We start from the raw sequence: 21,683 nt of genomic DNA, 5'->3' as shown, positions 1-21,683 counted from the left end.
CGGTACGCAGCCGTATCGGTACACTGGCGTATCGGTACGCTCTCGTACCGATAACAGCACCACCGTCACCGAAGGGGCCGGGGGATGAATGCCCGCACCGAGCCTGCGCCGGCGGGGTCCGACGCGATAGCGCGACCGCCGCTCGTCCGGGAGCTCCTGCTCGTCGCAGGGCTCTTCCTCGTCTACAAGTTCGGCCGGCAGCTGGCCACGGGCCACACCGGCGAGGCCTTCCACAACGCGGGGCGCGTGTGGGACTTCGAGCGAGCGGTCCGGCTGCCCGGTGAGGGGGCGGTGCAGTCGCTGCTGCTGCACGGTGACGGACTGGTGCACGTGGCGAACACCTACTACGCGAGCGTCCACTTCCCGGCCACCGCCGCCTTCCTGGTCTGGCTCTACCTGCGCCGCCCGGCCCACTACGTCTGGGCCCGCCGGGTGCTGGCGGTGGTCACGGCCGCCGCGCTGGTGCTTCACCTGCTGTTCCCGCTCGCACCGCCGCGCATGCTGGCGGCGGCCGGCCTGGTGGACACGGCGCAGGTGTACGGGCCGTCGGTCTACGGCAATCCCGCGACGGACTCCCTGTCCAACCAGTTCGCCGCGATGCCGTCGCTGCACTTCGGCTGGGCGCTGATGGTGGCGATCGGCCTGATCGTCACGACCCGCTCGCGGTGGCGCCGGCTCTGGTCGGCACATCCCTTGCTGACCCTGCTGGTGATCGTCGGCACCGCCAACCACTACTGGCTCGACGCGATCGTGGCGGCGGCCCTGCTCGGCCTCGCGCTCGTGTTCATTCCACTGCCGCACCGCACGGCCACCACGCCCGGCCGCACCCACGGCGGCCTCGTGCCGGTCCGGCGGGACGAGCGGACACTCGTGGGAGCCGGCCGATGAACGCCGTGCTGATCGCCGTCGCCCTGTCCCTGGTCTCCGCCGTCGCCTACGCGGCCGCCGCGGTCGCCCAGGAGCGGCTGGCCTCCCGCTCTCCCGGCGCGCGCACGACGGGCCTGCTCGGCAGCGGCGCCTGGTGGTGGTCGGTCGGGCTGAACGCGTCGGCCGCGCTGCTGCACGTCGTCGCCCTCCGGTACGGGCCGCTGACCGTGGTCCAGCCGCTCGGCGCGCTCACCCTGGTCGCGGCGGTGCCCATGGGGGCACGGATGGCGGGACGGCGGGTCAGCGCGAGCGAGTGGAAGGGCACCGCGCTGACCCTGCTGGGGCTCGGCGCGATCCTGGTCACGGCGTCCGGCCCGGCGCCGGACGGCGTGCTGAGCGTTCCTGAGGCGCTGGCCGTGGCGGGCGCCACCGCGGCGCTCATCGGGATGCTGTCCCGGCCGGGCACCCGGCCCGGGCTGCGGCACGCGTCCGCGTCCGGTCTCGCCTCCGGGGTCGCCTCGGCCCTCACCCAGACCGTGACGGTGGCAGCGACGGACCGGTCCGGGCCGGTGCTGAGCGTCCAGGTGGTCGGGGTGGCCCTGCTCGTGGCGGCCTTCGCGGCCGGCGGGCTGCTGCTGTCGCAGACGGCGTACCGGGGCGGTCTGGGCGGCCCGCTGGCGATGGTGACCCTGGCCAACCCGCTGGCCGCTGCGGTGATCGGTCTGTCGTTGCTCGGGGAGCGGCTCCAGGGCGGCCCGGCGGGCGTGCTGCTCGCGCTCGCCGGGTCCGGCCTCTCCGCCTGGGGCGTGGTGCTGCTCAGCCGTGCGGCGCCGGCGGCCGCCGCCGTGGACGACGACCACCCGGTGGCCGCCGTCCTGGCCCTGGAACCCGGTTCGGCCACTGCCGAACCGGCGCTGACGCCCCGGCCGCACGACCCGGGACGGCTCACCACGGCTACACGGTGATGACGGCGGGGTCGCTCACCCCCGGCCGCCCGTTCTCGACATGTCCCGCGAACCGCCGCAGGAACGCTTTGTCGCCCTCGACGGTGACGGTCAGGTCGTACCAGCGGCGGCTCGCGGCGAGTTCCACGGTCCGGCACACCCGCGCGCCCGGGCGGACGGTGACGGTCACGGGCCGGCCGCCATAGCCGTCGGCGACCTTCAGACGGGCCGTGCCGGAGCCCTGGTTGGTGAAGGTCAGCCGGATGTCGTCACCGGTGTGGCGGGCCGTGACCTCGCAGCCGGCCGTCCCGTTCGTGCCCTTGAAGACGCGCACGAAGCCGTTCGGGCCGTGCACGGTCAGGTCGTAGGAGCCCTGGGAGTACGCCGAGTTCCAGGTGTCGGAGAGCGTCATGCCGGCCTCGGTGGTGTACATCCAGGGGCCGTCGGTGCGGTTGCCGGAGGTCACGTGGAAGGCGCCGCCGGCCTTCGCGCCGGAGGCGAAGGTGAGGGTCAGCTTCCCGGCCGCCGCGTCGACCGAGGCGTCCACGTGCGGGGCGTACTTCAGCGGCCGGGAGCGGCGCAGACCGCGTTCCTGCCGGGGCATGCGCGGGTCGGCGGGCGGGACCGGCTTGTAGTCGGGGTGGCGTTCGCGGTCCTGCGGCTCGTACGCGTCGGTGCCGGGCAGCGGAGCGGGGCGCGTGTCCTTGCGGGAGAAGTCGAAAGCGGACGTCAGATCGCCGCAGACGGCGCGACGCCAGGGCGAGATGTTCGTCTCGCGCACACCGAAGCGGCGTTCCATGAACCGCAGGATCGAGGTGTGGTCGAGGGTCTCGGAGCACACGTAGCCGCCCTTGCTCCACGGGGAGACCACCAGCATCGGGACCCGGGGGCCGAGGCCGTAGGGTCCCGCCGTGTTCTTGCCGTCTCCCGGGAAGAGGTCGAGGGAGACGTCGACGGTGGACAGGCCGCGGGAGGCGTCCTTCGGCGGCAGCGGCGGCACCACGTGGTCGAAGAAGCCGTCGTTCTCGTCGTAGGTGATGAACAGGGCTGTCCTGGACCAGACCTCCGGGTTGGAGGTGAGGGCGTCGAGGACCTGCGCGATGTACCAGGCGCCGTAGTTCGAGGGCCAGTTGGAGTGCTCGGAGAAGGCCTCGGGGGCGGCGATCCAGGAGATCTGCGGCAGCCTGCCGGCCTTGACGTCGGCCTTCAGCAGGTCGAAGTAGCCCTCGCCCGCCTTGGCGTTCGTGCCGGTGCGGGCCTTGTCGTACCAGGGGTCGCCGGGCTTCGCGTCGCGGTACCTGTCGAAGTACAGCAGCGAGTTGTCGCCGTAGTTGCCGCGGTAGGCGTCCTGGATCCAGCCCCAGGAGCCCTTCGCGTCGAGGCCGTCGCCGATGTCCTGGTAGACCTTCCAGGAGATGCCGGCCTGCTCCAGGCGCTCGGGGTAGGTCGTCCAGCCGTAGCCGAGTTCGTCGTTGCCGAGGACCGGGCCGCCTCCGGAGCCGTCGTTGCCGGTGTGGCCGGACCACATGTAGTAGCGGTTCGGGTCGGTGGAGCCGATGAACGAGCAGTGGTAGGCGTCGCAGACGGTGAAGGCGTCGGCGAGGGCGTAGTGGAAGGGGATGTCCTCGCGGGTCAGGTAGGCCATGGTGGTGCTGCCCTTGGCCGGCACCCACCGGTCGTACTTCCCGCCGTTGTAGGCCTGGTGGCCGTCGGGCCAGGAGTGCGGCAGGCCCTCCAGGAACTGCATGCCGAGGTCGTCGGCGTCGGGGTGGAAGGGCAGGATCTCCTTGCCGTCCTTCTCCTGGTGCCAGACCGGCTTGCCGTTGTCGAGGGTGACCGGACGCGGGTCGCCGAAGCCGCGGACGCCTCTCAGGGTGCCGAAGTAATGGTCGAAGGAACGGTTCTCCTGCATGAGGACGACGATGTGCTCGACGTCCTCGATCGACCCGGTGCGGTGGTTCGCCGGAAGGGCGGCGGCGCGCTGGATGCTGGCGGACAGGGCACTGAAGGCCGTGGTGGCACCCGCGAGTTGAAGAAAACGGCGCCGGTTGACTTCGGACATGAAGGACAGACCTCTCATCCTGAGGTGCTGGATGGCCGGAACGTGACGGAATCTGCGCGGAAGGAGTGTTTCAGGGACACCAAACGCCAAGGAAGGGGCACGTGACACTCGTGTGAAAGTCGCCGGTACGGACGGTGCGCCGGGGCATCGCCGGGGGAGGGTGAGAGGCGTGACGCAGACGCAGACGGTTGCCCCGCCGACGAAACGGCCCGTTCGCCAGCTCCTCGCCGCCTCGGTGGGCAATGCCGTGGAGTGGTACGACTGGTACGCCTACACGTTTCTGGCCACCTACATCGCCGGCCAGGTCTTCCCCAAGAGCGCGGACAACTCCCTGGTGCCGCTGCTGTCCACCTTCGCGGTGTTCGCGGTCGGGTTCTTCATGCGGCCGGTGGGCGGGCTGCTGATGGGCGCGGTCGCGGACCGGCACGGGCGGCGGGCCGCCCTCACGGTCACCATCCTGCTGATGGGCGGCAGCAGCCTGCTGGTCGGGCTCACGCCGACCTACGCGGCCGTGGGTGTCCTGGCGCCGGTGGTCCTCGTCCTCGCCCGGCTGTTGCAGGGACTCTCCGTGGGCGGCGAGTTCGCGGCCTCGACGACGTTCCTGGTCGAGTCGGCGGGGCCCGGACGGCGCGGGCTGTTCTCCAGCTTCCAGTACGTGTCGACGACGGTGGGGCAGCTCGTCGCCTCCGGCATCGCGACCCTGCTGGTGGACACGCTGAGCGACGGGCAGATGAACGGCTGGGGCTGGCGCGTGCCGTTCGTGCTCGGCGCCGTGCTGAGCCTGGTCGGCTTCTGGATCCGTCAGGGCGCGCAGGAGACCCGCAGCGCCGAGCAGCAGCAGGCGCCGCGCCCGGGCCTGTTCGAGGCGCTGCGCCGGCATCCGCGCGAGTCGCTGCTCATCGGCGGCATCACGGCGGGCGGCACCATCGCCTACTACACGTGGACGTCGTACCTGCCGACCTACGCCGAACTCAACGCGGGCATCGAGAAGTCGGACGCGCTGCTCGCGGGCACCATCTCACTGGCCTTCTTCGCCCTGCTGCAACCGCTGGGCGGGCTGCTGTCGGACCGCTTCGGCCGTCGCCCCCTGCTGCTCTTCTTCGGACTGGGCTTCGCCCTGCTCGCGGTGCCCCTGCTGCACGCCCTGCGGGACTCCTTCGCCGTGCTGCTGCTCGTGCAGTGCGCGGGCATGGTGCTGCTGACCGGGTTCACCTCGATCAGCGCGGCCGTGAACGCGGAGCTCTTCCCGCCCCGGGTGCGCGCGGCGGGCATCGGCTTTCCCTACTCCCTGACGGTGGCGCTCTTCGGCGGCACGGCCCCGTACGTGGGCACGCTGTTCAAGGAGCAGGGGCACGCGGGGCTGTTCCCCTGGTACGTCGCGGTGATCTGCCTGGTGTCGTCGGTGGTGTACCTGCGGCTTCCGGAGACGGCTCACGCACCGCTGCGGCGGTGAGCGGGCGGCCTGACGACGGGTCAGGGCCTGGCTCGTGGGCGAGCCCCGTCCGTCCCCTCCTGTGCCCCCTGGCGCGGTCCCTCGCCGTCCTGGAAGGCGGCCGGCGGTTCGGGCCCTCCGGCCTCTCCCGGCACGTTGCCCTCCTTGACGGCGGCTCTCTCGGGGTCGACGACGGCCTCGGTCGTCCGCCCCACCTCCGCCAGCGTCATCTGGGCGCGGTCGTCGACCAGACGGGTCACCAGGTGCTGGGCGGCGCCGAAGGCCGCGGCCCAGCCGAGGACCTGCGCCCTGCTGTCGAGATCGCTGAGCCCGGGGACGAAGGCGCCCCGGATCAGCAGCAGTCCGAGGAAGGCGGACAGGGCGCCGGTGGGGAACTTCAGCACCGCCGACGCCAACGGCAGCATGTAGGGCGAGTCGGTGCCCCGGATGCGGCGCAGTGAGGCGATGACGGTGAGTGCCGCGCCGGCGAGCCCGGCGATCTCGACGGTGAGGATGTCCCTCGGCTCGGCCCGCTCGCTGGCGGGGGTGCCCGCGGGCACGTCGGGATGCTCCGCGGTGGGGCACACGACGGTGACCCCGCTCGCCTCCCCGGGGTCGACCTTGGGCGTGAAGCAGATGCTCAGCGACTGCGGGAAGAACGAGCCGTAGACGGCGAGGCCCGCCACACCGAGCAGGACGAGGAACGTCGCCGTCCACAGGATGTTGCGCAGGCTGCGCACCCGGGCCAGCTCGTCGTCCAGGGCGTTGTACGCGGCGTCGAGCGCCCGGACCATGAGGTCACGGTCGCTCGGTGAGATCTCGCCGGAGATGATGGAACGCAGCCGCCGGCCCAGACGGACGCGTCGGGGGTCATCCGCTTCCAGATGATCCTTGACCAGGGCCATGACCTCGCTGGCACGTCCGGCGGCTTCCTCGTCGGAGACCAGTTGCAGGAGCGTCACCTCCGCGCTGCGTATGTTCGACCAGACGCCCTCACGCGCGGCCGATCCGGACCAGGCACGCCGCCATCCGAAATCCTCGTCGGCAGCCGCTCCGGCCTTTTTCAGATGGCTCCGCATTCCCTCGACGAGTGTCGTGCGGTCCTCGGAGCACGGCTTGACACGCTCGCGTTCCAGCTGGGCTTCGAGATAGGCGATCCGGGTTTTCGCCCGTGCGCGCCAAGCGGTCCGCGGTGGCCGTCCCGGAGCGGTTCCGGTCACTCGTAGACGGCGGGTACGCGCAGCCTGTCCCACGACTTCCGGCCCGGTATGCCGTCAGCGTCCTGGCCTCTGAATCCGAGCTTCCGCTGCCAATTCGCGTACGACTTCCGGTCCGCTTCGCTCCACCGCATGTCGGGCCCGTCGGCGTACACCCCGCAGTCCTCGTCGATGAGGCGATAGCCCATGGCCTCGATGACCGGGCTGCTCACGGAGGGCTGGAAGAAGTCCGCTCCCGGAAATCGTTCGAACTCATCCTCCGTTTCCGGGGGAGCCACGCGGACCCGCAGTCCGGGTCGAATGACATCCGGATCCGTGATCTGGGGGTTCCACTCCAGAATCTGGTCCAGCGTCACGCGGTGCATAACCGCGATCTCACTGAGCGTGTCGCCACGTTTCACTGTGTAGAACTCTCTCGTCTTTTCCATGTGTCCACACTAATCGCATCACCCGGCATGGAAAAGTCGAGAACTCCGTTTCAGTTTCACTTTTTGACGCGGAAACGGCTTCCGCTGAAATCGCAACCGGCGTTTTTCGCGCGCGCGGCGGCCCGTTACGCAGGCCTGTCATTCGGCTGCGCGTACGGGCCGACCGGCTTTCTGTTCTGGTCATTCGCTCTCGTACTCACCGTCCTCTCCGCCCGATTCCCGGGGCGGGGCCACACGAATCCGATCGCCGGGGTGGATGAGGTCCGGATCCTCGATCTGCGGGTTCCACTCCAGAAGCTGATCCAGACTCACGTGGTGCATCCGCGCGATCTTGGTGAGATTGTCACCGCGTTTCACTACGTAGAACTGCGTTTTCACCTTTTCCATGCATCCAGCCTAAGACAATTCCCCGCGAGAGCAAAGTGCGGAATTCCGTTTCGATTTCACTTTTTGATTCGGAAACCGCTTCTGCCGAAGGTGACTTCCGCCTGGCGGAAGGGCCGTTGCGGCGCCCGGTGGGCCGCCCCGACGATGACGGCACGACCAGAGACGGGAGCCAGCCCCCATGCCTCACATGACCGCCTTCGCCAGGAACCAGTGGTACGTCGCCGCCTACAGCCACGAGGTCGGGCGGGAGTTGCTCGGCCGGACGATCCTCGGTGAGACGCTCGTGCTCTACCGCACCGAGGAGGAGGGCACGCCGGTCGTCCTGCACGACCGGTGCGTGCACCGCCGATACCCGCTGTCGGAGGCGCCGACGCGGCTGGACGGGGACCGGATCGTGTGCGGCTACCACGGCTTCACGTACGACACGTCCGGTACCTGCGTGTACGTGCCGGGGCAGAAGCGGGTGCCGCGCACCGCCCGGATCGCCTCCTACCCCGTCGTCGAGCAGGACTCGCTGATCTGGGTGTGGATCGGCGACCCGGCGCTCGCCGACCCGCGGGCCATCCCCCGCGCCCGGCATCTCGATGCCCCCGGCTGGGTCACCGTGCGCGGCATGGAGCCCATCGACTGCGACTACGGCCTGCTCGTCGACAACCTCCTCGACCTGTCCCACGAGACGTATCTGCACGGCGGTTACATCGGCACCCCCGAGGTCGCGGAGACCCCGATCACCACGGAGGTCGACGAGGGTGCCGGGATCGTCCGCGTGAGCCGGCACATGGACGACGCCGAGTGCCCGCCCTTCTACGCCCGATCCACCGGCATCGAGGGCCGGATCACCCGCTGGCAGGACATCGAGTACCACGCCCCGTGCCTGTATCTGCTGCACAGCCGCATCGCCCCGGTCGGGGTGCTGCCCGAGGCGGACGGCAGCGACCCGAACGGCTTCCACACCGAGATCACGTACGCGATCACCCCGTCCGGCGACGGCACGGTGTACGACTTCTGGGCCGTCTCGCGTGACTGGGCGACGGACGACGCCGAGGTCACCGAGTTCCTGCGGGGCAACAACCACACGGTGGTGATGCAGGACGTCACCGCGCTCAACCTGCTCCAGAAGACGCTCGGCACCGAACACACCGGCTACCAGGAGCTCAGCATCAACATCGACACCGGCGGTCTGGCCGCCCGCCGTATCCTCGCCCGGCTGGTGGAGCAGGGCGAGAAGCCCGTGGAGAAGCTCCGGTGACCGCTCCGACCGGTGAGATCTACCGCATCGCCTGGCTGCCCGGCACCGACACCCTGCACGGCACCTGCCACTGCGGCCGTGAGCACACCGCGCAGGACCCGGTCGAGATGTGGGAGTGGATGCTCGCCCATCCGCGGGGGCACAGCGTCGACGAGCCGCGAGGGAACAGCTCATGAGCGTGTACGAGTCCGAACTGGTCGTCGAACGGCGGCAGTCGGCGGCGGACGGGGTGCTGGTCCTCACCCTGCGGCATCCGCGGGGCGAGCCGCTTCCGGTCTGGGAGCCGGGCGCCCATGTCGACCTCCTGCTGGAGCCCGGTCTGGAGCGGCAGTACTCGCTGTGCGGCGACCCGGCGGACCGCTCGTCCTGGCGGGTCGCGGTGCTGCGGGAAAGCGCCGGGCGGGGCGGCTCGGCCCATGTGCACGAGAAACTGAGCGAGGGCACGGTGGTGCGGGTGCGCGGGCCCCGGAACAACTTCGGCCTGGAGCCCGCTCCCCGGTACCGCTTCGTCGCCGGCGGCATCGGCATCACCCCCATCCTGCCGATGCTCGCGGCGGCCGACGCGGCGGGCGCCGAGTGGACCCTGCTCTACGGCGGCCGCACCCGCCGGTCCATGGCGTTCGCCGGTGAACTGGACCGTTACGGGGACCGTGTGACGATCGCTCCCGAGGACGAGGCGGGCCTGCTGGACCTGCCCGCCGTGCTGGACGATCTGCCCGAGGGCACGCTCGTCTACTGCTGCGGTCCCGGGCCGCTGCTGGACGCGGTCGAGGCCCGGTGCCCGTCCGGGAGGCTGCGCGTCGAGCGGTTCCGGCCGAAGGAACAGGAGAGCCGCGCCGACACCGCGTTCGAAGTGGAGCTCGCGCGGAGCGGCCGAACGCTCACCGTCGCGCCGGACGTGACCGTGCTGGACGCCGTGCGCGCCGCCGGGGTCGAGGTGCTGTACTCCTGCACGGAGGGGACGTGCGGCACCTGTGAGACCGATGTCCTCGACGGCGAGCCGGACCACCGGGACTCGGTGCTGACGGAGGACGAGCGCGCGGCCGGGGAGACCATGATGATCTGCGTGTCCCGCTGCCGCGGGAGGCGGCTCGTCCTGGATCTGTGAAGCGCCCGGCCTGTCCGCCCGGCCTGTTCAGGGCGCGGCCCACAGCCCCCGGACATGCCCGAGGTGCCGGCTCATCACGGCCCGCACGGCTTCCTCGTCGCGCGCGAGCAGGGCGTCGAGGATCTCCAGGTGCTCCTCGGCCGACGCCTCCAGCCGCCCCTGTTCCACCAGGGCCGTCAGCCCGTAGAGCCGGGACCGGCGTCGCAGGTCGCGCACGACGTCGACGAGATGGCCGTTGCCCGCCAGGGCCAGCAGCCCGAGGTGGAAGCGCAGGTCGGCCTCGACATAGGCGATGAGGTCGCCAGCCGCGGCCGAGGTGACGATCTCCTCGGCGACCGGGCGGAGCGCCTCCAGGGCCACCGGGTCGGCGGTGCGGGCCAGTTCGACCGTGGTGGGGATCTCGATCAGGGCCCGGATGTGGGTGTAGTCGTCGAGCTGCCGCTCGGAGACGGCGGTGACGCGGAAGCCCTTGTTGGGCACGGTGTCGACCAGGCCCTCCTTGGCCAGGTCGAGCATCGCCTCGCGCACGGGAGTGGCGGAGACGCCGAAGCGGGCGGCGAGGCCGGGGGCCGAGTAGACCTCACCGGGCCGCAGTTCGCCGGCGATCAGGGCGGCCCGCAGCGCGTCCGCGACCCGCTCCCGGTGGCTGGGCTTCCTGCTGCCCAGCACGGGCAGGGCGGGGGTGTGCCGCGGGGACATGACGGTTCGGGGTTCCTCTCGTGGTCTGCTCGTGCTCGGTGGTCTGCTCGTACGCGGTCTACAGGACGAAGCCCGCGGGGAACGGGTCCTCGGGGTCCAGCAGGTACTGGGCGGTGCCGGTGATCCAGGCGCGTCCGGTGAAGCTGGGCAGCACGGCCGGGCGGCCGGCGACCTCGGTCGTGCCGAGCAGTCTGCCGGTGAAGCGGGTGCCGATGAAGGACTCGTTCACGAACTCGGTGCGCAGCGGGAGTTCGCCGCGCGCGTGCAGTTGTGCCATGCGGGCACTGGTGCCGGTGCCGCAGGGCGAGCGGTCGAACCAGCCGGGGTGGATGGCCATGGCGTGCCGGGAGTGGCGGGCGGTCGAGCCGGGGGCGGCCAGGTAGACGTGGTGGAGGCCGTGGATGGACGGGTCCTCCGGGTGGACGGGCGGGTCCTCGGCGTTGACGGCGGCCATGAGCGACAGGCCCGCCGCGAGGATCTCGTCCTTGCGGGTGCGGTCGAAGGGCAGGCCGAACCGCTCCAGGGGCAGGATGGCGTAGAAGTTGCCGCCGAAGGCGAGGTCGTAGGTCACCGTCCGGCCGTCGGCGAGGGTCGCCTCGCGGTCGAGGCCGACGGCGAAGGAGGGGACGTTGCGCAGGGTGACCTCCTTGGCGGCCCCGTCCTCGACGGCCACCTCGGCGACGACCGGGCCCGCCGGGGTGTCGAGCCGGATGGTGGTGACGGGCTCGACGACCTCGACCATGCCCGTCTCCACCAGCACGGTCGCCACGCCGATGGTGCCGTGCCCGCACATCGGCAGATAGCCGGAGACCTCGATGTAGAGCACGCCCCAGTCGCAGTCGGGCCGGGTCGGCGGCTGGAGGATCGCACCGCTCATCGCGGAGTGGCCGCGCGGCTCGTTCATCAGCAACCGCTTGATGTCGTCGCGGTGTTCGCGGAAATACAGCCGCCGTTCGTTCATGGTGGCGCCGGGGACGGTGCCGATGCCGCCGGTGACGACACGGGTCGGCATGCCCTCGGTGTGCGAGTCGACGGCGTGCAGGACGAGTCTGCTGCGCATGGTCCTCAGCTCAATCCGGCCGCTACGGCCTTCTCCGTGGCGGCGCGCACCGCCGCCTCCTGCTCGGGCAGCAGTGCCGCACGGGGCGGGCGGCAGGGACCGCCGTGGCGGCCGACGAGGTCCATGGACAACTTGATGGCCTGCACGAACTCCACCCGTGAGTCCCAGCGCAGCAGCGGGTGCAGTTGCCGGTACAGGGGCAGCGCGCTGTCCAGGTCGCCGCCGACGGCAGCGCGGTAGAGCTCGACACAGGCCCGGGGCAGCGCGTTCGGGTAGCCCGCCACCCAGCCCTTGGCGCCCGCGACGGCCAGTTCCAGCAGCACGTCGTCCGCGCCGATCAGCAGGTCCAGTTCCGGGGCCAGTTCGGCGATCCGGTAGGCCCTGCGCACGTCTCCGGAGAACTCCTTCACGCCCTGGATGTGCCCTTCGCCGTGCAGCCGGGCGAGCAGTTCGGGCACGAGGTCGACCTTGGTGTCGATCGGGTTGTTGTACGCGACGACCGGCAGGCCCGACCGGGCGACCTCGGCGTAGTGGGCGACGACGGAGCGCTCGTCGGCGCGGTAGGCGTTCGGCGGCAGCAGCATCACCGCCCGGCAGCCCGCCTCACCGGCCTGTTCGGCCCAGCGCCGGGACTCGGCGGACCCGTACGCGGCGACGCCGGGCATCACGCGCTCCCCGCCGATCGCGGCGACGGCCGTCTCGACGACCCGGGCCCGCTCCTCGGGGGTGAGCACCTGGTACTCGCCGAGGGAGCCGTTCGGTACGACGCCGTCGCAGCCGTTGTCGACCAGCCAGGCGCAGTGCTCGGCGTATTGGTCGTGGTTCACCGAGAGGTCGTCGTCGAGCGGGAGCGCGGTGGCGACGAGGACGCCGCGCCAGGGGCGGTGTGCGGTCATGACGGTTCCTCCTGGGAGTGTTGACGTGCCAGGACGCCGAGCGGCACGGGGCGGGCGAAGGGGCGCTTGGCGGGGGTGGGCGCGCAGCCGGCCAGTCCGGCGACCGCGGTGCCGCACATCCGGCCCTGGCACCAGCCCATCCCGGCCCGGGTGAACAGCTTCACGGTCCGTTCGTCGCCCGCGCCGAGCTCCAGGGCCTCGCGCACGGCCCCGGCGGTGACCTCCTCGCAGCGGCAGACGACGGTGTCGTCGGTGATCCGCTCGGGCCAGTACGCGGGCGGCGCGTAGGCGGAGTCGAGGGCGGCGGCGGAACTCCGCAGCCGGGTACGGGCCTTCAGGGCCGCGGGGGCGGGATCGGGCGCGGTGCCCCGCAGGTGCGCGGCGGCGCAGCGGCCGGCGATGTGCCCCTCGGCGAGGGCGAGCGGGGCGCCGCCGATGCCGGTGGTCTCCCCTGCCGCCCAGATGCCCGGCACGTCCGTGCGCTGCTCGGTGTCGACGGCCACGGCGAGCCCGTCGAGGCGGCAGCCGAGGCTCTCGGCGAGGTCGGTGTGCGGGAGCATGCCGTGGCCGACGGCGAGGGTGTCGCAGGGCAGGTGCCGCTCGCTGCCGGGCCGGACGCGCCCGTCGGTGCCGAGGGCGGCGACGGTGACGCCGGTCAGCCGGTCGTCGCCGTGGGCGCGCAGGACGGTGTGCCGTGTCAGGACCGGGACGCGGTGGCGCAGCAGCCGGGCGGCGTGTCCGGCGCCCTCCGGGAGCTTGCCGGCCAGGGCCGGGCCGTGGCGCAGGAGACGCCCGGGGTCGGCGGACTCGACGAGCGCGGCGACCTCGCAGCCGGCGGCCGCCAGTCCGGCCGCCACGGGCAGCAGCAGCGGCCCGGTCCCGGCCACGACCGCCCGGCGTCCGGGCACCACGAGCCCGCCCTTGAGCATGGCCTGGGCTCCCCCGGCCGTGACCACGCCGGGCAGGGTCCAGCCGGGGAAGGGCAGCGCCTGCTCGTAGCCGCCGGTGGCCAGGAGGACGGCGCGGGCGTGCACTTCGGCGGGCTCCTGCTGTTCCGGCCCGAGCAGCGCGTGCACGGTGAAGCCGTCCGGTGTGCGCTCCACGCTCCAGACGTGGTGATCCGTCAGGACGCGTACGGCACTGGCGGCGAGCCCGTCGCGCAGCCGCTCCCAGGTCCGCCACCGGTGGTGCAACGCCTCGGGCCGCCCGGCGCCCAGTGCGGCGGCCGGCTGCCGGTAGAACTGCCCGCCGGGCCGCGGGGCGGCGTCGACGAGCGTGACCCGTACGCTCCGCGCCGAGGCGGCCAGGGCGGCGGCGAGCCCGGCCGGTCCGGCGCCGATCACGGCGAGGTCAGTCCGCACGGCGCGCCTCCTCGTGGCCCGTCCCGTCCTGCGTGACGATCACGTGCCCCGGCCGCGCCGGTACCAGGCAGGCCCGCTGGTTGGGGCGGCCGTTGACGCTCACCAGGCAGTCGAAGCAGACGCCGATCCCGCAGAACACCCCGCGGGGACGGCCCTCGCCGCGGGTGGTACGCCAGGAGGTGATGCCCGCGGTCCACAGCGCGGCGGCGACCGTCTGCCCGGGCAGCGCCTCGACGGGCCGCCCGTCGAACGTGACGGTGAAGGCGGGTCCGGGCCTGGCCCCGGCGAGCTTCAGCGGGTTCACCCGGCCTCCTCGGTGAAGCGGTCGGGCCGGAAGGGGACGAGGTCCAGATCGGGTGTGCGCCCGGTCAGCACCTGCGCGAGGAGATGCCCGGTGCCGGTGGCCAGACCGATGCCCGCGCCCTCGTGCCCGCAGGCGTGGAACAGCCCTGGGGCCCTCGGGTCGGCGCCGATGGCGGGCAGGTGGTCGGGCAGGTACGGCCGGAAGCCGGCGTAGGTCCGCAGGGCCCGGACGTCGGCGAGGAACGGGAAGAGCCCGGTCGCCCCGGCCGCCAGCGCGCGCAGCGCCGGGAGGGACAACGACCGGTCGAAGCCGACCCGTTCGCGGCTGGCGCCGATGAGAACCGGGCCTGCCGGGGTGCCCTCCACCACCGGGGAGGTCTGGAGGGCCGCCGAGTCGCTGGCGACGTCGGCCACGTAGTCGGCGGCGTACACCTTGTGCCGGATGCGCGGCGGCAGCGGTTCGGTGACCAGGACGAAACCGCGCCGGGGCAGTACCGGCAGGGACACCCCGGCGCGGGCCGCCACCTCGCCGCCCCAGGTTCCGGCCGCGTTGACGACCGCGGGCGCGTGCAGGTCGCCCCGGCCGGTGCGCACGCCGCGCACCGCGCCGCCGGGGCCGCGCAGGACCCCTATCACCTCCCGGCCGGTGAGCACCCGGGCCTTCGAGGCGCGCAGCAGGTGCGCCGCCGCGAGGGCGGGCATCACCTGGGCGTCCTGCGGGTAGTGGACGCCGCCCGCCAGGCCGGGGGTCAGATACGGCTCCAGGTCGGTGAGCCGGTCGGAGGGCACCGGGACCGCCTCGACCCCGGCGGCGCGCTGCCCGGCGGCCAGTTTCTCCAGCCCGGCCAGGGCCCGTTCCGTGCCGGCGACGACGACACCGCCCTTGGCCTCGTACTCGACGGCCTCGCCGAGTCCCTCCCGGGCCAGCTCGGACCAGAGCCGGGCGGACAGCAGGGCCAGGTCGAGCTCCGGTCCGGGTTCCTTGTCGGAGACGAGGAGGTTCCCCTCCCCCGCCCCGGTCGTCCCGCCGGCCACCGGGCCCCGGTCCACCACGACGGTGTCCAGGCCCGCGCGGCCCGCGTACAGTGCGGCGGCGGCGCCGACCACACCGGCTCCCACCACCACGACATCGCAGGTCAGCGACTCGGCCACGCCAGTACTATGTCACACACCACAGGAGCCGGGAAGGGTGCCGACAAGGGTGGACCGGACGCGCGGGAGCGGTCAGTCGGCCGCGGGGACGACCCTCAAGTGGGAGGCGGCACGGCGGGTGCGGCGCTCGCGTGCCGGGGCGCGGCGCGCCTCGCGCAGGACGAACGTCACGCGAGTGCAGCCCAGTTCCTCGAGCGTCCTGGACGTCTCGACGACGACCCGGCACTCGGTGGCGCCCCGGCGCGGGTCCGGGTGCAGCAGCGGCCGTACGGCACCGTCCGGCTCGACGGCGTCCTCGCCGACCACGCGGATCCAGTGCGGCAGGCCGTGCCGGTAGGCGGCCTCCATGATCGGGTCCTGGGCGATGTCGCGGCGGATGGCCTGCAGACCGGCGTCGGGGCCGTACGTCTCCACGGTCCGCGCGAACTGCGCGAGCATCGGCAGGCACCAGCTCGCCTCGTGTTCGCCGAGCACCGTGGGGGCGTCGGGGTGGAACAGCACGAACCTGAGGAAGTTGTCGTCCGGCATGGCCGTGGGGTGAGGACCCACTTCGCGGAAAAGTGACCGGAAGGCGCCGTTGGTCAGGACCACGTCCCAGCAGTGGTCGACGACCAGGGAGGGGAAGGAGACACCCTCCAGGAGCCCGGCGTAGTCCTCCAGGTAGGCCTGGGCCTCGGGAGTCTCGGGGACGGGCCGCGGTGCCGGCCGCTGCCCTCCTGCCTGATATGCCATCGGGAGGTCACCCCTCTTGCCTGTGCGGCCTTGACGCGGCGCCCCGATCCTGCTGCCCCGGGCTGAGGCGTGTCAACTATCGTGGCATTCCATGCCTGTTGACGGCTGAAATTGGCCACAGTTGTGGCGAGACCTGGATGTGAGTTCGAACCACCGGCTACGCTCCGGGAAGTTCACGCCGGGGTAGGTCACGGCATCCACTTGTGAGAAGCCTGTGAGAGACGTAGGAGATCTGTCGGTGACGGGTGGCTTCGTCGAGGGTCCGGGCGCCACGCCGACGGCCGTGCTATCGGCCGTCGTCTCCCGCGTCGGCGCGCTCGCCGACCGGCTCGGCGTGCCGCACGCCGAGGTCTTCGACACCGGCCGGCTGTCCGTGGCGTCCGGCGTCCCGGAGCCCGTGGTCAAGGCCCTGCTCTGCGGCCGGCCGGCGGGCGAGCCCGATGTGCAGGCCCGCTTCCTCCAGCGTCTGGACCTGCTGCGCCGGACCCGGCTCAAGCCCAACGGCCGCAAGTACACCCAGCAGGAGATCGCCGACGGGGCCGGCATGTCCCGCCAGCAGGCCGGCGCGCTCATCAACGGCGACCGGCGGCCGACGATGGAGCACTGCGACGCCCTTCAGCGGTTCTTCCGGGTCCACGCCGGTTTCCTCACGGCCGAGGACCCCGAGGCCCTGGTCAGCGCCCTCCAGCACACCGAGCAGGAGCTGCTGCAGAAGCTCGCCGACCGCGAGCGGGAGGCGGCCGCGGCGGCGGACGACCCGCTGGAGCGCCTGTTGCAGGACCACGGCGTGCGCGGCATCGCCTGGCGTGCCGCGCAACTGCCCACCGACCAGCACCGCGACAAGGTCGCGGAGTGGCTGGACATGCTCCTGGAGAGCGTCAAGCGGCCCGAGTCGTGACCGTGGGGAGAACTGTGGGAACCGGTAGGGAAATGCGCCGTCTGTGCGGCGAGCTGGTGGCGGAGCTGACCCTCCCCGCGCCGGCGCGGCCCGAGGAGCTGTACGCCGCCCTGTGCGACGGCATGAGCAGACGCCGTGGCCGCCCTGTCCGCTTCCGCACGGCCGCCTTCCCGCCCGGAACCGCCAGCGGGCTCTGGCTGGACATGGCCGAGCAGGACCTCGTCGTCATCGAGGAACGCACCGCTCCCGATCACCAGTTGGTGATCCTGGGCCACGAGCTGTGGCACATGAAGGCCGGGCACTGCTCCCACCACGTGGAGGGCGCCGCCGTCGCCGCCCGGCTGCTGGACGACGGTGCCGACCTCCAGGCGACCGTGCTGAAGGTCGCCGCGCGCACGCGTTTCGACCTCGACGACGAGCGGGAGGCCGAGAGCTTCGGGCTGCTGCTCGCCAGCAAGTGCCGGGCGTGGCTGGCCGGTTCGTCCGTGCGGGGCCCGGTGCAGCGGGACCATCTGGCCGGGCGGATCGAGGCGTCGCTGGGGTATCGAGGGCCGCAGGGCTGACCTGCCGTCCGCCACGGCGACGTGGTGCGGTCCGCCTGCGCCGAGCGGGCGAACCGGAGGGCGACGGGACCGGATTGTCAGTGGTGGACGGCAAGCTGGAGGTGTGCCACCGCTGTCGCGAGGGCGCACGACCGACGACGCCGACACGGGGAGAGCCGACCGATGCCCACCGCCGTTCTGACCGATCGTGAACGCACCGCCGTCCAGGCCTATCTGCGGCTGCTGCACACCGTCCGGGCCGCGTTCGACCTGGAGGGCGGCCCGCCGCTCGTGCCTCCGGCGGTGCTCGCGGAGGCGGAACAGGCCCTGGAGCGGGCCGGCCTGGCCGGCAACGAGGAGGCGTTCTTCCGCCTCCTGGCGAACTGGTGCCCGGAGCCGGCTCCCTGACCGAGCGGACCAGCAGGCCCGGGCCGTCGGCGGAGTTCGAGTGGGGTTCCCCCGCCCTCCGTCGGCGGCGGCCCGGGCCTGCACAGGGGCCTTCCGGCTGTGGGAGGGGAGCGTCTGCGCGGGGGCTCGGAGCCCGACGGCCCGCCCGCCCGGGCCGCGGCCCGGGATCTCGGCCCACAGCGGGCCACACCGGCCCCACAGCGGCACACGGCGGTCCGCAGCGGCGCACGACCCGTGCCCTGGAGCGGGATCAGGCGTGGGGGCGGCGGCTCACAGCGGCCCGCACCAGCCCACAGCGGCCCGCAACGACGCACGCCCCATGCCCTGGAGCGAGGTCAGGCGTGGGGCGGCGGCCCACAGCGGCCCGCACCAGCCCACAGCGGCCCGCAACGACGCACGACCCATGCCCCGGAGCGAGGTCAGGCGTGGGGGACCACTACGGCGGTTGCGATAAGCCCCCGCGCCGTGGTCCAGCGGCCGTCGAAGTGGGTGAGGCGGCGGGCGCCCACGCGCGGGCCGGGGACGAGCAGGGCCGCGCGGAAAGTGCCGTCCGCGGTGAACTCGACGTCCGCTTCCATGAAGTCCAGCCACTTCCCGGTGAGAGGGAACCACGCCTTGTAGACGGACTCCTTCGCGCTGAACAGCAGCCGGTCCCCGTGGATGTCGGGGCGTTCGGCCGCGAGCCGTCGCAGCCGGCCGGCCTCGGCCGGCAGGGACACGGACGGCAGGACGCCCTCGGGCAGCGGCCCGTGGATCTCGGCGTCGATGCCGAGGGAGGCAAGGTCGGTGTCACGGACCAGGGCGGCGGCGCAGTAGCCCTCGCAGTGGGTCATGCTGCCGGTCAGCCCGGCCGGCCAGCCGGGGGCGCCGCGTTCCCCGGGCAGGATCGGCTGCGGCGGCACGCCGAGCTTCTCCATGGCGCTGCGGGCGCAGGAGCGCACGACGGCGAACTCCCGGCGCCGTTTGGCGACCGCCCGGGCCACCAGCGCCGCCTCCTCGGGGTAGAGCGGCGTGGCCGCGTCCTCGTGGCCGTACGCCTCCACGGTGACCACGGTCCGCGGCAGCAGTTCCTCGATCACCGCTCCTCGCTCTCCCCCGGCAGGATGCGCCGCAACCGCCCCGGCGGCACGGACCGCTTGCGCCACTCGCGCGGGTAGCCCACCGACACCTCCTCGAAGCGCACCCCTTCGTGCCAGGTGGTACGGGGGATGTGCAGATGGCCGTAGACCATCGTGTCGACGCGGAACCTGCGGTGCCAGTCGGCGGTCAGCTCGGTGCCGCACCACATGGCGAACTCGGGGTGCCACAGGACGTCCATCGGGTGCCGGTGCAGCGGGTAGTGGTTGACGGGGATCACCGGCAAATCGGCGGGCAGGGCGGCGAGTCTGCGTTCGGTCGCGGCGACCCGGGCGCGGCACCAGGCCTCCCGGCTCGGGTACGGGTCGGGGTGCAGCAGGTACTCGTCGGTGCACACGATCCCGGTGCCCCGCGCGTACTCCAGGCCCTGCTCCTTGGTGGTGCAGCCGGCGGGCAGGAACGAGTAGTCGTACAGCAGGAACAACGGCGCGACGGCCACCGGCCCGCCGGGGCCGTCCCAGACGGGGTAGGGGTCCTCGGGTGTCGTCACGCCCAGTTCCCGGCACAGTCCGACCAGGTGGTCATAGCGGGCGGCGCCGCGCAGGGTCACGGAGTCGCTCGGGTGGGTCCACAACTCGTGGTTGCCGGGCACCCAGACGACTTTGCGGAACCGGCCGGCCAGCGTCTCCAGGGCCCAGCGGATGTCCGCCACGGTCTCCGCGACGTCACCGGCCACGAGCAGCCAGTCGTCGTCCGACCCGGGCCGCATGTCCTCCACCAGGGCGCGGTTCTCCGCGTAACCGATGTGGAGATCGCTGATGGCCAGCAGTTGTGCGGCACCACCGGCCGTCGATGTCACCTCTCGCCCCCTTCGCGCACCCGGACTTCATCAAGAGATCACATCCGTGCGACCGGGACAAGAGCGGCCCGGGGGCCGTGGCCCCGGGATTCCTTCACACGCGCGTTGCACGACGGGGCTCGCCGAAGCCGTATGATCTGGCCCAACACCACCGCTACGAACTTCCCTTTCACAGGGGCGGTTTGGTGTCCCTCCCTTTTCCTGCCCGGGCACGGGCTGCTCCGCCCTGCCCGCGAACCGTGAAAGGCGGCCTGCATGGTCTCTCGCGTACGCGTCTGGCTCAACCGCACGTACGCGGAGAACGTGTTCTTCATGGATCAGCTGCGGCGAAATCCCAGCGACCGGGCCGTCGAGATCCACGCCACCCACGGCGACCCCGACTCGCCGGTGCTGGCCGCCGCCGACACCGCCGAGCTGGAGCCCGAGAACCTGTCCCCCGCCGGGTACGTCGAGTACGCGCTGGACCAGTGCGCGCGGCGCGGCATCGACGTGTTCGTGCCCCGGCTGCACCAGGCGGCGATCGTGACGCACCGCGCCGAGTTCGAGGCGGCCGGCACCGTGGTGCTGGCGCCGCCGCCCGAGGCCGTGGCCGTCTTCCACGACAAGGTGATCGCCTACCAGGCGGTCCAGGCGATCGGCGTGCCGGTGCCGCCGTGGTACCGGGTCCGCACGGAGGACGAACTCGTCGAAGCTGTCGAGGAGTTGGAGGGCAGGGGGCACAGGGCGTGCTTCAAGCCGGCGTCCGGGGCCGGTGGCGTGGGGTTCCGGGTGATCACGCGGACGCCCTTCTCGATGATGCATCTGAGCGGTTTCCCGAGCCCGTACGTGCCGCTGGATCTGGTGCTGGAGGCGCTGCGGGGCGCCGAGGAGCCGGTGGACTGGCTGGTGATGCCGCGTCTGGAGCAGCCGGAGGTCTCCGTGGACTGCCTGACCGGACCGGACAACCTGGTCCGGCTGGCGGTGGGCCGCACCAAGAACGGCCGCCGCCGGGGCTTCACGCTGCACGAGCAGTGGCTGGAACCGGCCCGGCGGATCGCGGAGGGCTTCGGTCTGCACTACCTGTCCAACATCCAGTTCCGGATGTTCGGCGACCGGCCGGTGCTGATGGACGTCAACACCCGCCCGGCCGGCGGGCTGCACCAGCTGTCCCTGTGCGGGGTCAACGCCCCCTGGGCCGCGGTGCAGCTGGCCCTCGGCGAGGACCCGGGCGAGATGGTGCCGCCGTTCCTCGGCCAGGACTACACGGTGGTGTCGGGGGCGCGTCCGCTGCGGCCGGTGCCCCTGCCGCAGCAGCCCCTGGAGGTGACGGATCCGCTGCCCGCGGTGCCCGCGCCCGCCACGGCCGAACCGGTCGGCTCCGTCGGAGCGGCGGCGGCCCAGGCGCTGCCCTTCTAGTTCCTCAGGCCCTGGCCGCGAGCGCCTCGCGCCACACGGGGCTGTCGACGTAGTGGTTGTCGAAGCGTTCGGAGGAGTCCTTGATCTCCTGCGGGTCGGCCTCGCCGCGCATCACCCGGCCCAGCAGCCGCAGATAGTCGAAGCGTCCGGCGCCCGGGGTGAAGACGAACAGCACGTCGGCCGTCGCACCGGGCGCGGCGGCGAAGGCGTGCGGGGTGTGCGGTGGTACGAGGAGGAAGTCTCCGGCTCGCAGCACGGTGATCTCCTCGCCCACCAGCACCTGGAGTGCGCCGTCGATCACGTAGAACATCTCGGACGCCTCGGTGTGCAGGTGGGCGGGCGCGCCGACCGCGCCCTCCGCGAAGGTCGACCGGTAGCTGGTGAGCCGCCCGCCGGTGTTCCCGGAGTCGGCGAGGAGGGTCATCACGCTGCTGGGGTCGCGCGTCGTCTCGGCCTCGGCGGCGCGCGTGAGGACCGGAGCGAAGCCGCTGCCGCTTGCCGTCCGGTGACGTGTCGTCGTCATGCCGTCTTCGTTCTGCGTCGTCGTCATGACATCGACTCTAGGGAGCCGGGCGACCCATGGCACGGGGCATTCGAGCGCCATGAT

At 72.4% G+C, this 21,683-nt stretch carries 24 protein-coding genes; 10 read left to right on the top strand and 14 right to left on the bottom strand.

What is annotated here, in order from left to right; genetic code table 11:
- Positions 1–84 precede the first annotated feature (84 nt).
- Entirely contained in the window at positions 85–888 is an 804-nt protein-coding gene (locus tag AC0665_RS10745) for a phosphatase PAP2 family protein (protein ID WP_478704836.1), read from the top strand.
- Entirely contained in the window at positions 885–1,832 is a 948-nt protein-coding gene (locus AC0665_RS10740) for a DMT family protein (RefSeq protein WP_478606180.1), read from the top strand. The genes AC0665_RS10745 and AC0665_RS10740 overlap by 4 nt, the downstream gene beginning before the upstream one ends.
- On the opposite strand, the gene AC0665_RS10735 is transcribed toward AC0665_RS10740, so the two are convergent.
- Positions 1,822–3,873, bottom strand: a complete 2,052-nt coding sequence (locus AC0665_RS10735; RefSeq protein WP_478704835.1) for a phosphocholine-specific phospholipase C — start codon at positions 3,871–3,873, stop codon at positions 1,822–1,824. The two genes, AC0665_RS10740 and AC0665_RS10735, sit on opposite strands and share 11 nt — an antisense overlap.
- 169 nt (positions 3,874–4,042) lie before the next feature.
- Between AC0665_RS10735 and AC0665_RS10730 the strand changes: the two genes are divergently transcribed.
- The gene (locus AC0665_RS10730; RefSeq protein ID WP_478508863.1) at positions 4,043–5,326 is read left to right on the top strand and encodes an MFS transporter; all 1,284 of its coding nucleotides are present in this window, start codon (positions 4,043–4,045) and stop codon (positions 5,324–5,326) included.
- 20 nt (positions 5,327–5,346) lie between these two features.
- On the opposite strand, the gene AC0665_RS10725 is transcribed toward AC0665_RS10730, so the two are convergent.
- The 3 genes from AC0665_RS10725 to AC0665_RS10715 all read right to left on the bottom strand — a co-directional run bounded on the left by AC0665_RS10725 (position 5,347) and on the right by AC0665_RS10715 (position 7,337).
- Positions 5,347–6,384: a hypothetical protein gene (locus AC0665_RS10725; RefSeq protein WP_478606184.1), complete on the bottom strand. Its 1,038-nt coding sequence runs from the start codon at positions 6,382–6,384 to the stop codon at positions 5,347–5,349.
- Positions 6,385–6,521: 137 nt separating this feature from the next.
- Positions 6,522–6,950: a peptidoglycan-binding protein gene (locus tag AC0665_RS10720; protein ID WP_478606186.1), complete on the bottom strand. Its 429-nt coding sequence runs from the start codon at positions 6,948–6,950 to the stop codon at positions 6,522–6,524.
- A gap of 180 nt (positions 6,951–7,130) precedes the next feature.
- The gene (locus AC0665_RS10715; protein ID WP_478606188.1) at positions 7,131–7,337 is read right to left on the bottom strand and encodes a LysM peptidoglycan-binding domain-containing protein; all 207 of its coding nucleotides are present in this window, start codon (positions 7,335–7,337) and stop codon (positions 7,131–7,133) included.
- Positions 7,338–7,515: 178 nt separating this feature from the next.
- On the opposite strand from AC0665_RS10715, the gene AC0665_RS10710 reads away from it, so the two are divergent.
- Genes AC0665_RS10710 through AC0665_RS10700 form a run of 3 tightly spaced genes read left to right on the top strand, consistent with a single transcriptional unit; the run spans position 7,516 to position 9,694 of the window.
- Complete coding sequence (locus AC0665_RS10710) at positions 7,516–8,586, top strand: Rieske 2Fe-2S domain-containing protein (RefSeq protein ID WP_478704834.1); 1,071 nt, start codon at positions 7,516–7,518, stop codon at positions 8,584–8,586.
- Positions 8,583–8,762, top strand: a complete 180-nt coding sequence (locus tag AC0665_RS10705) for a hypothetical protein (protein ID WP_381211823.1) — start codon at positions 8,583–8,585, stop codon at positions 8,760–8,762. The genes AC0665_RS10710 and AC0665_RS10705 overlap by 4 nt, the downstream gene beginning before the upstream one ends.
- On the top strand, positions 8,759–9,694 hold the full coding sequence (locus tag AC0665_RS10700) for a PDR/VanB family oxidoreductase (RefSeq protein WP_478704833.1): 936 nt from the start codon (positions 8,759–8,761) through the stop codon (positions 9,692–9,694). Before AC0665_RS10705 ends, AC0665_RS10700 begins: the two co-directional genes overlap by 4 nt.
- A 27-nt stretch (positions 9,695–9,721) precedes the next feature.
- Here the strand turns inward: AC0665_RS10700 and AC0665_RS10695 are convergent, their stop codons facing one another.
- The 7 genes from AC0665_RS10695 to AC0665_RS10665 all read right to left on the bottom strand — a co-directional run bounded on the left by AC0665_RS10695 (position 9,722) and on the right by AC0665_RS10665 (position 15,897).
- A complete protein-coding gene (locus tag AC0665_RS10695) occupies positions 9,722–10,393 on the bottom strand; it encodes a GntR family transcriptional regulator (RefSeq protein ID WP_363116863.1) in 672 nt (223 codons plus the stop codon).
- 58 nt (positions 10,394–10,451) lie between these two features.
- Positions 10,452–11,453, bottom strand: coding sequence for a proline racemase family protein (locus AC0665_RS10690; RefSeq protein ID WP_468632364.1), 1,002 nt, complete (start codon positions 11,451–11,453; stop codon positions 10,452–10,454).
- A gap of 5 nt (positions 11,454–11,458) precedes the next feature.
- Positions 11,459–12,349 carry a dihydrodipicolinate synthase family protein gene (locus tag AC0665_RS10685; protein ID WP_478704832.1) on the bottom strand — a complete coding sequence of 297 codons (891 nt, stop codon included), beginning with the start codon at positions 12,347–12,349 and terminating at the stop codon, positions 11,459–11,461.
- Positions 12,346–13,710, bottom strand: coding sequence for an FAD/NAD(P)-dependent oxidoreductase (locus AC0665_RS10680; protein WP_478704831.1), 1,365 nt, complete (start codon positions 13,708–13,710; stop codon positions 12,346–12,348). Before AC0665_RS10680 ends, AC0665_RS10685 begins: the two co-directional genes overlap by 4 nt.
- A complete protein-coding gene (locus AC0665_RS10675) occupies positions 13,700–14,014 on the bottom strand; it encodes a (2Fe-2S)-binding protein (protein WP_478704830.1) in 315 nt (104 codons plus the stop codon). Before AC0665_RS10675 ends, AC0665_RS10680 begins: the two co-directional genes overlap by 11 nt.
- Positions 14,011–15,165, bottom strand: coding sequence for an NAD(P)/FAD-dependent oxidoreductase (locus AC0665_RS10670; RefSeq protein ID WP_478704829.1), 1,155 nt, complete (start codon positions 15,163–15,165; stop codon positions 14,011–14,013). The genes AC0665_RS10675 and AC0665_RS10670 overlap by 4 nt, the downstream gene beginning before the upstream one ends.
- Before the next feature lie 72 nt (positions 15,166–15,237).
- Positions 15,238–15,897: an MmyB family transcriptional regulator gene (locus AC0665_RS10665; protein WP_468403864.1), complete on the bottom strand. Its 660-nt coding sequence runs from the start codon at positions 15,895–15,897 to the stop codon at positions 15,238–15,240.
- A gap of 238 nt (positions 15,898–16,135) precedes the next feature.
- Between AC0665_RS10665 and AC0665_RS10660 the strand changes: the two genes are divergently transcribed.
- From AC0665_RS10660 to AC0665_RS10650, 3 genes are all read left to right on the top strand, one after another.
- On the top strand, positions 16,136–16,795 hold the full coding sequence (locus tag AC0665_RS10660) for a helix-turn-helix domain-containing protein (RefSeq protein ID WP_363116870.1): 660 nt from the start codon (positions 16,136–16,138) through the stop codon (positions 16,793–16,795).
- A 32-nt stretch (positions 16,796–16,827) separates the two neighbouring features.
- Entirely contained in the window at positions 16,828–17,358 is a 531-nt protein-coding gene (locus tag AC0665_RS10655) for a toxin-antitoxin system, toxin component (RefSeq protein ID WP_363117023.1), read from the top strand.
- Between the two features lie 162 nt (positions 17,359–17,520).
- Positions 17,521–17,745 (top strand): hypothetical protein, encoded by a 225-nt coding sequence (locus AC0665_RS10650; protein WP_478704828.1) that lies wholly within the window; start codon positions 17,521–17,523, stop codon positions 17,743–17,745.
- Between the two features lie 419 nt (positions 17,746–18,164).
- Here the strand turns inward: AC0665_RS10650 and AC0665_RS10645 are convergent, their stop codons facing one another.
- Both AC0665_RS10645 and AC0665_RS10640 read right to left on the bottom strand, forming a co-directional pair.
- Complete coding sequence (locus AC0665_RS10645; protein WP_478704827.1) at positions 18,165–18,824, bottom strand: 4'-phosphopantetheinyl transferase family protein; 660 nt, start codon at positions 18,822–18,824, stop codon at positions 18,165–18,167.
- Positions 18,821–19,681, bottom strand: coding sequence for a metallophosphoesterase family protein (locus tag AC0665_RS10640; RefSeq protein WP_478704826.1), 861 nt, complete (start codon positions 19,679–19,681; stop codon positions 18,821–18,823). Before AC0665_RS10640 ends, AC0665_RS10645 begins: the two co-directional genes overlap by 4 nt.
- Before the next feature lie 255 nt (positions 19,682–19,936).
- Between AC0665_RS10640 and AC0665_RS10635 the strand changes: the two genes are divergently transcribed.
- Positions 19,937–21,076, top strand: a complete 1,140-nt coding sequence (locus tag AC0665_RS10635) for an ATP-grasp domain-containing protein (RefSeq protein ID WP_468403856.1) — start codon at positions 19,937–19,939, stop codon at positions 21,074–21,076.
- A 4-nt stretch (positions 21,077–21,080) separates the two neighbouring features.
- On the opposite strand, the gene AC0665_RS10630 is transcribed toward AC0665_RS10635, so the two are convergent.
- Positions 21,081–21,599, bottom strand: a complete 519-nt coding sequence (locus tag AC0665_RS10630; protein WP_478606280.1) for a cupin domain-containing protein — start codon at positions 21,597–21,599, stop codon at positions 21,081–21,083.
- Between the last annotated feature and the right edge of the window lie 84 nt (positions 21,600–21,683).

The sequence above is a fragment of the Streptomyces sp. NPDC043685 genome, assembly GCF_056436585.1.
This window is presented reverse-complemented; position numbering and strand designations above follow the sequence as displayed.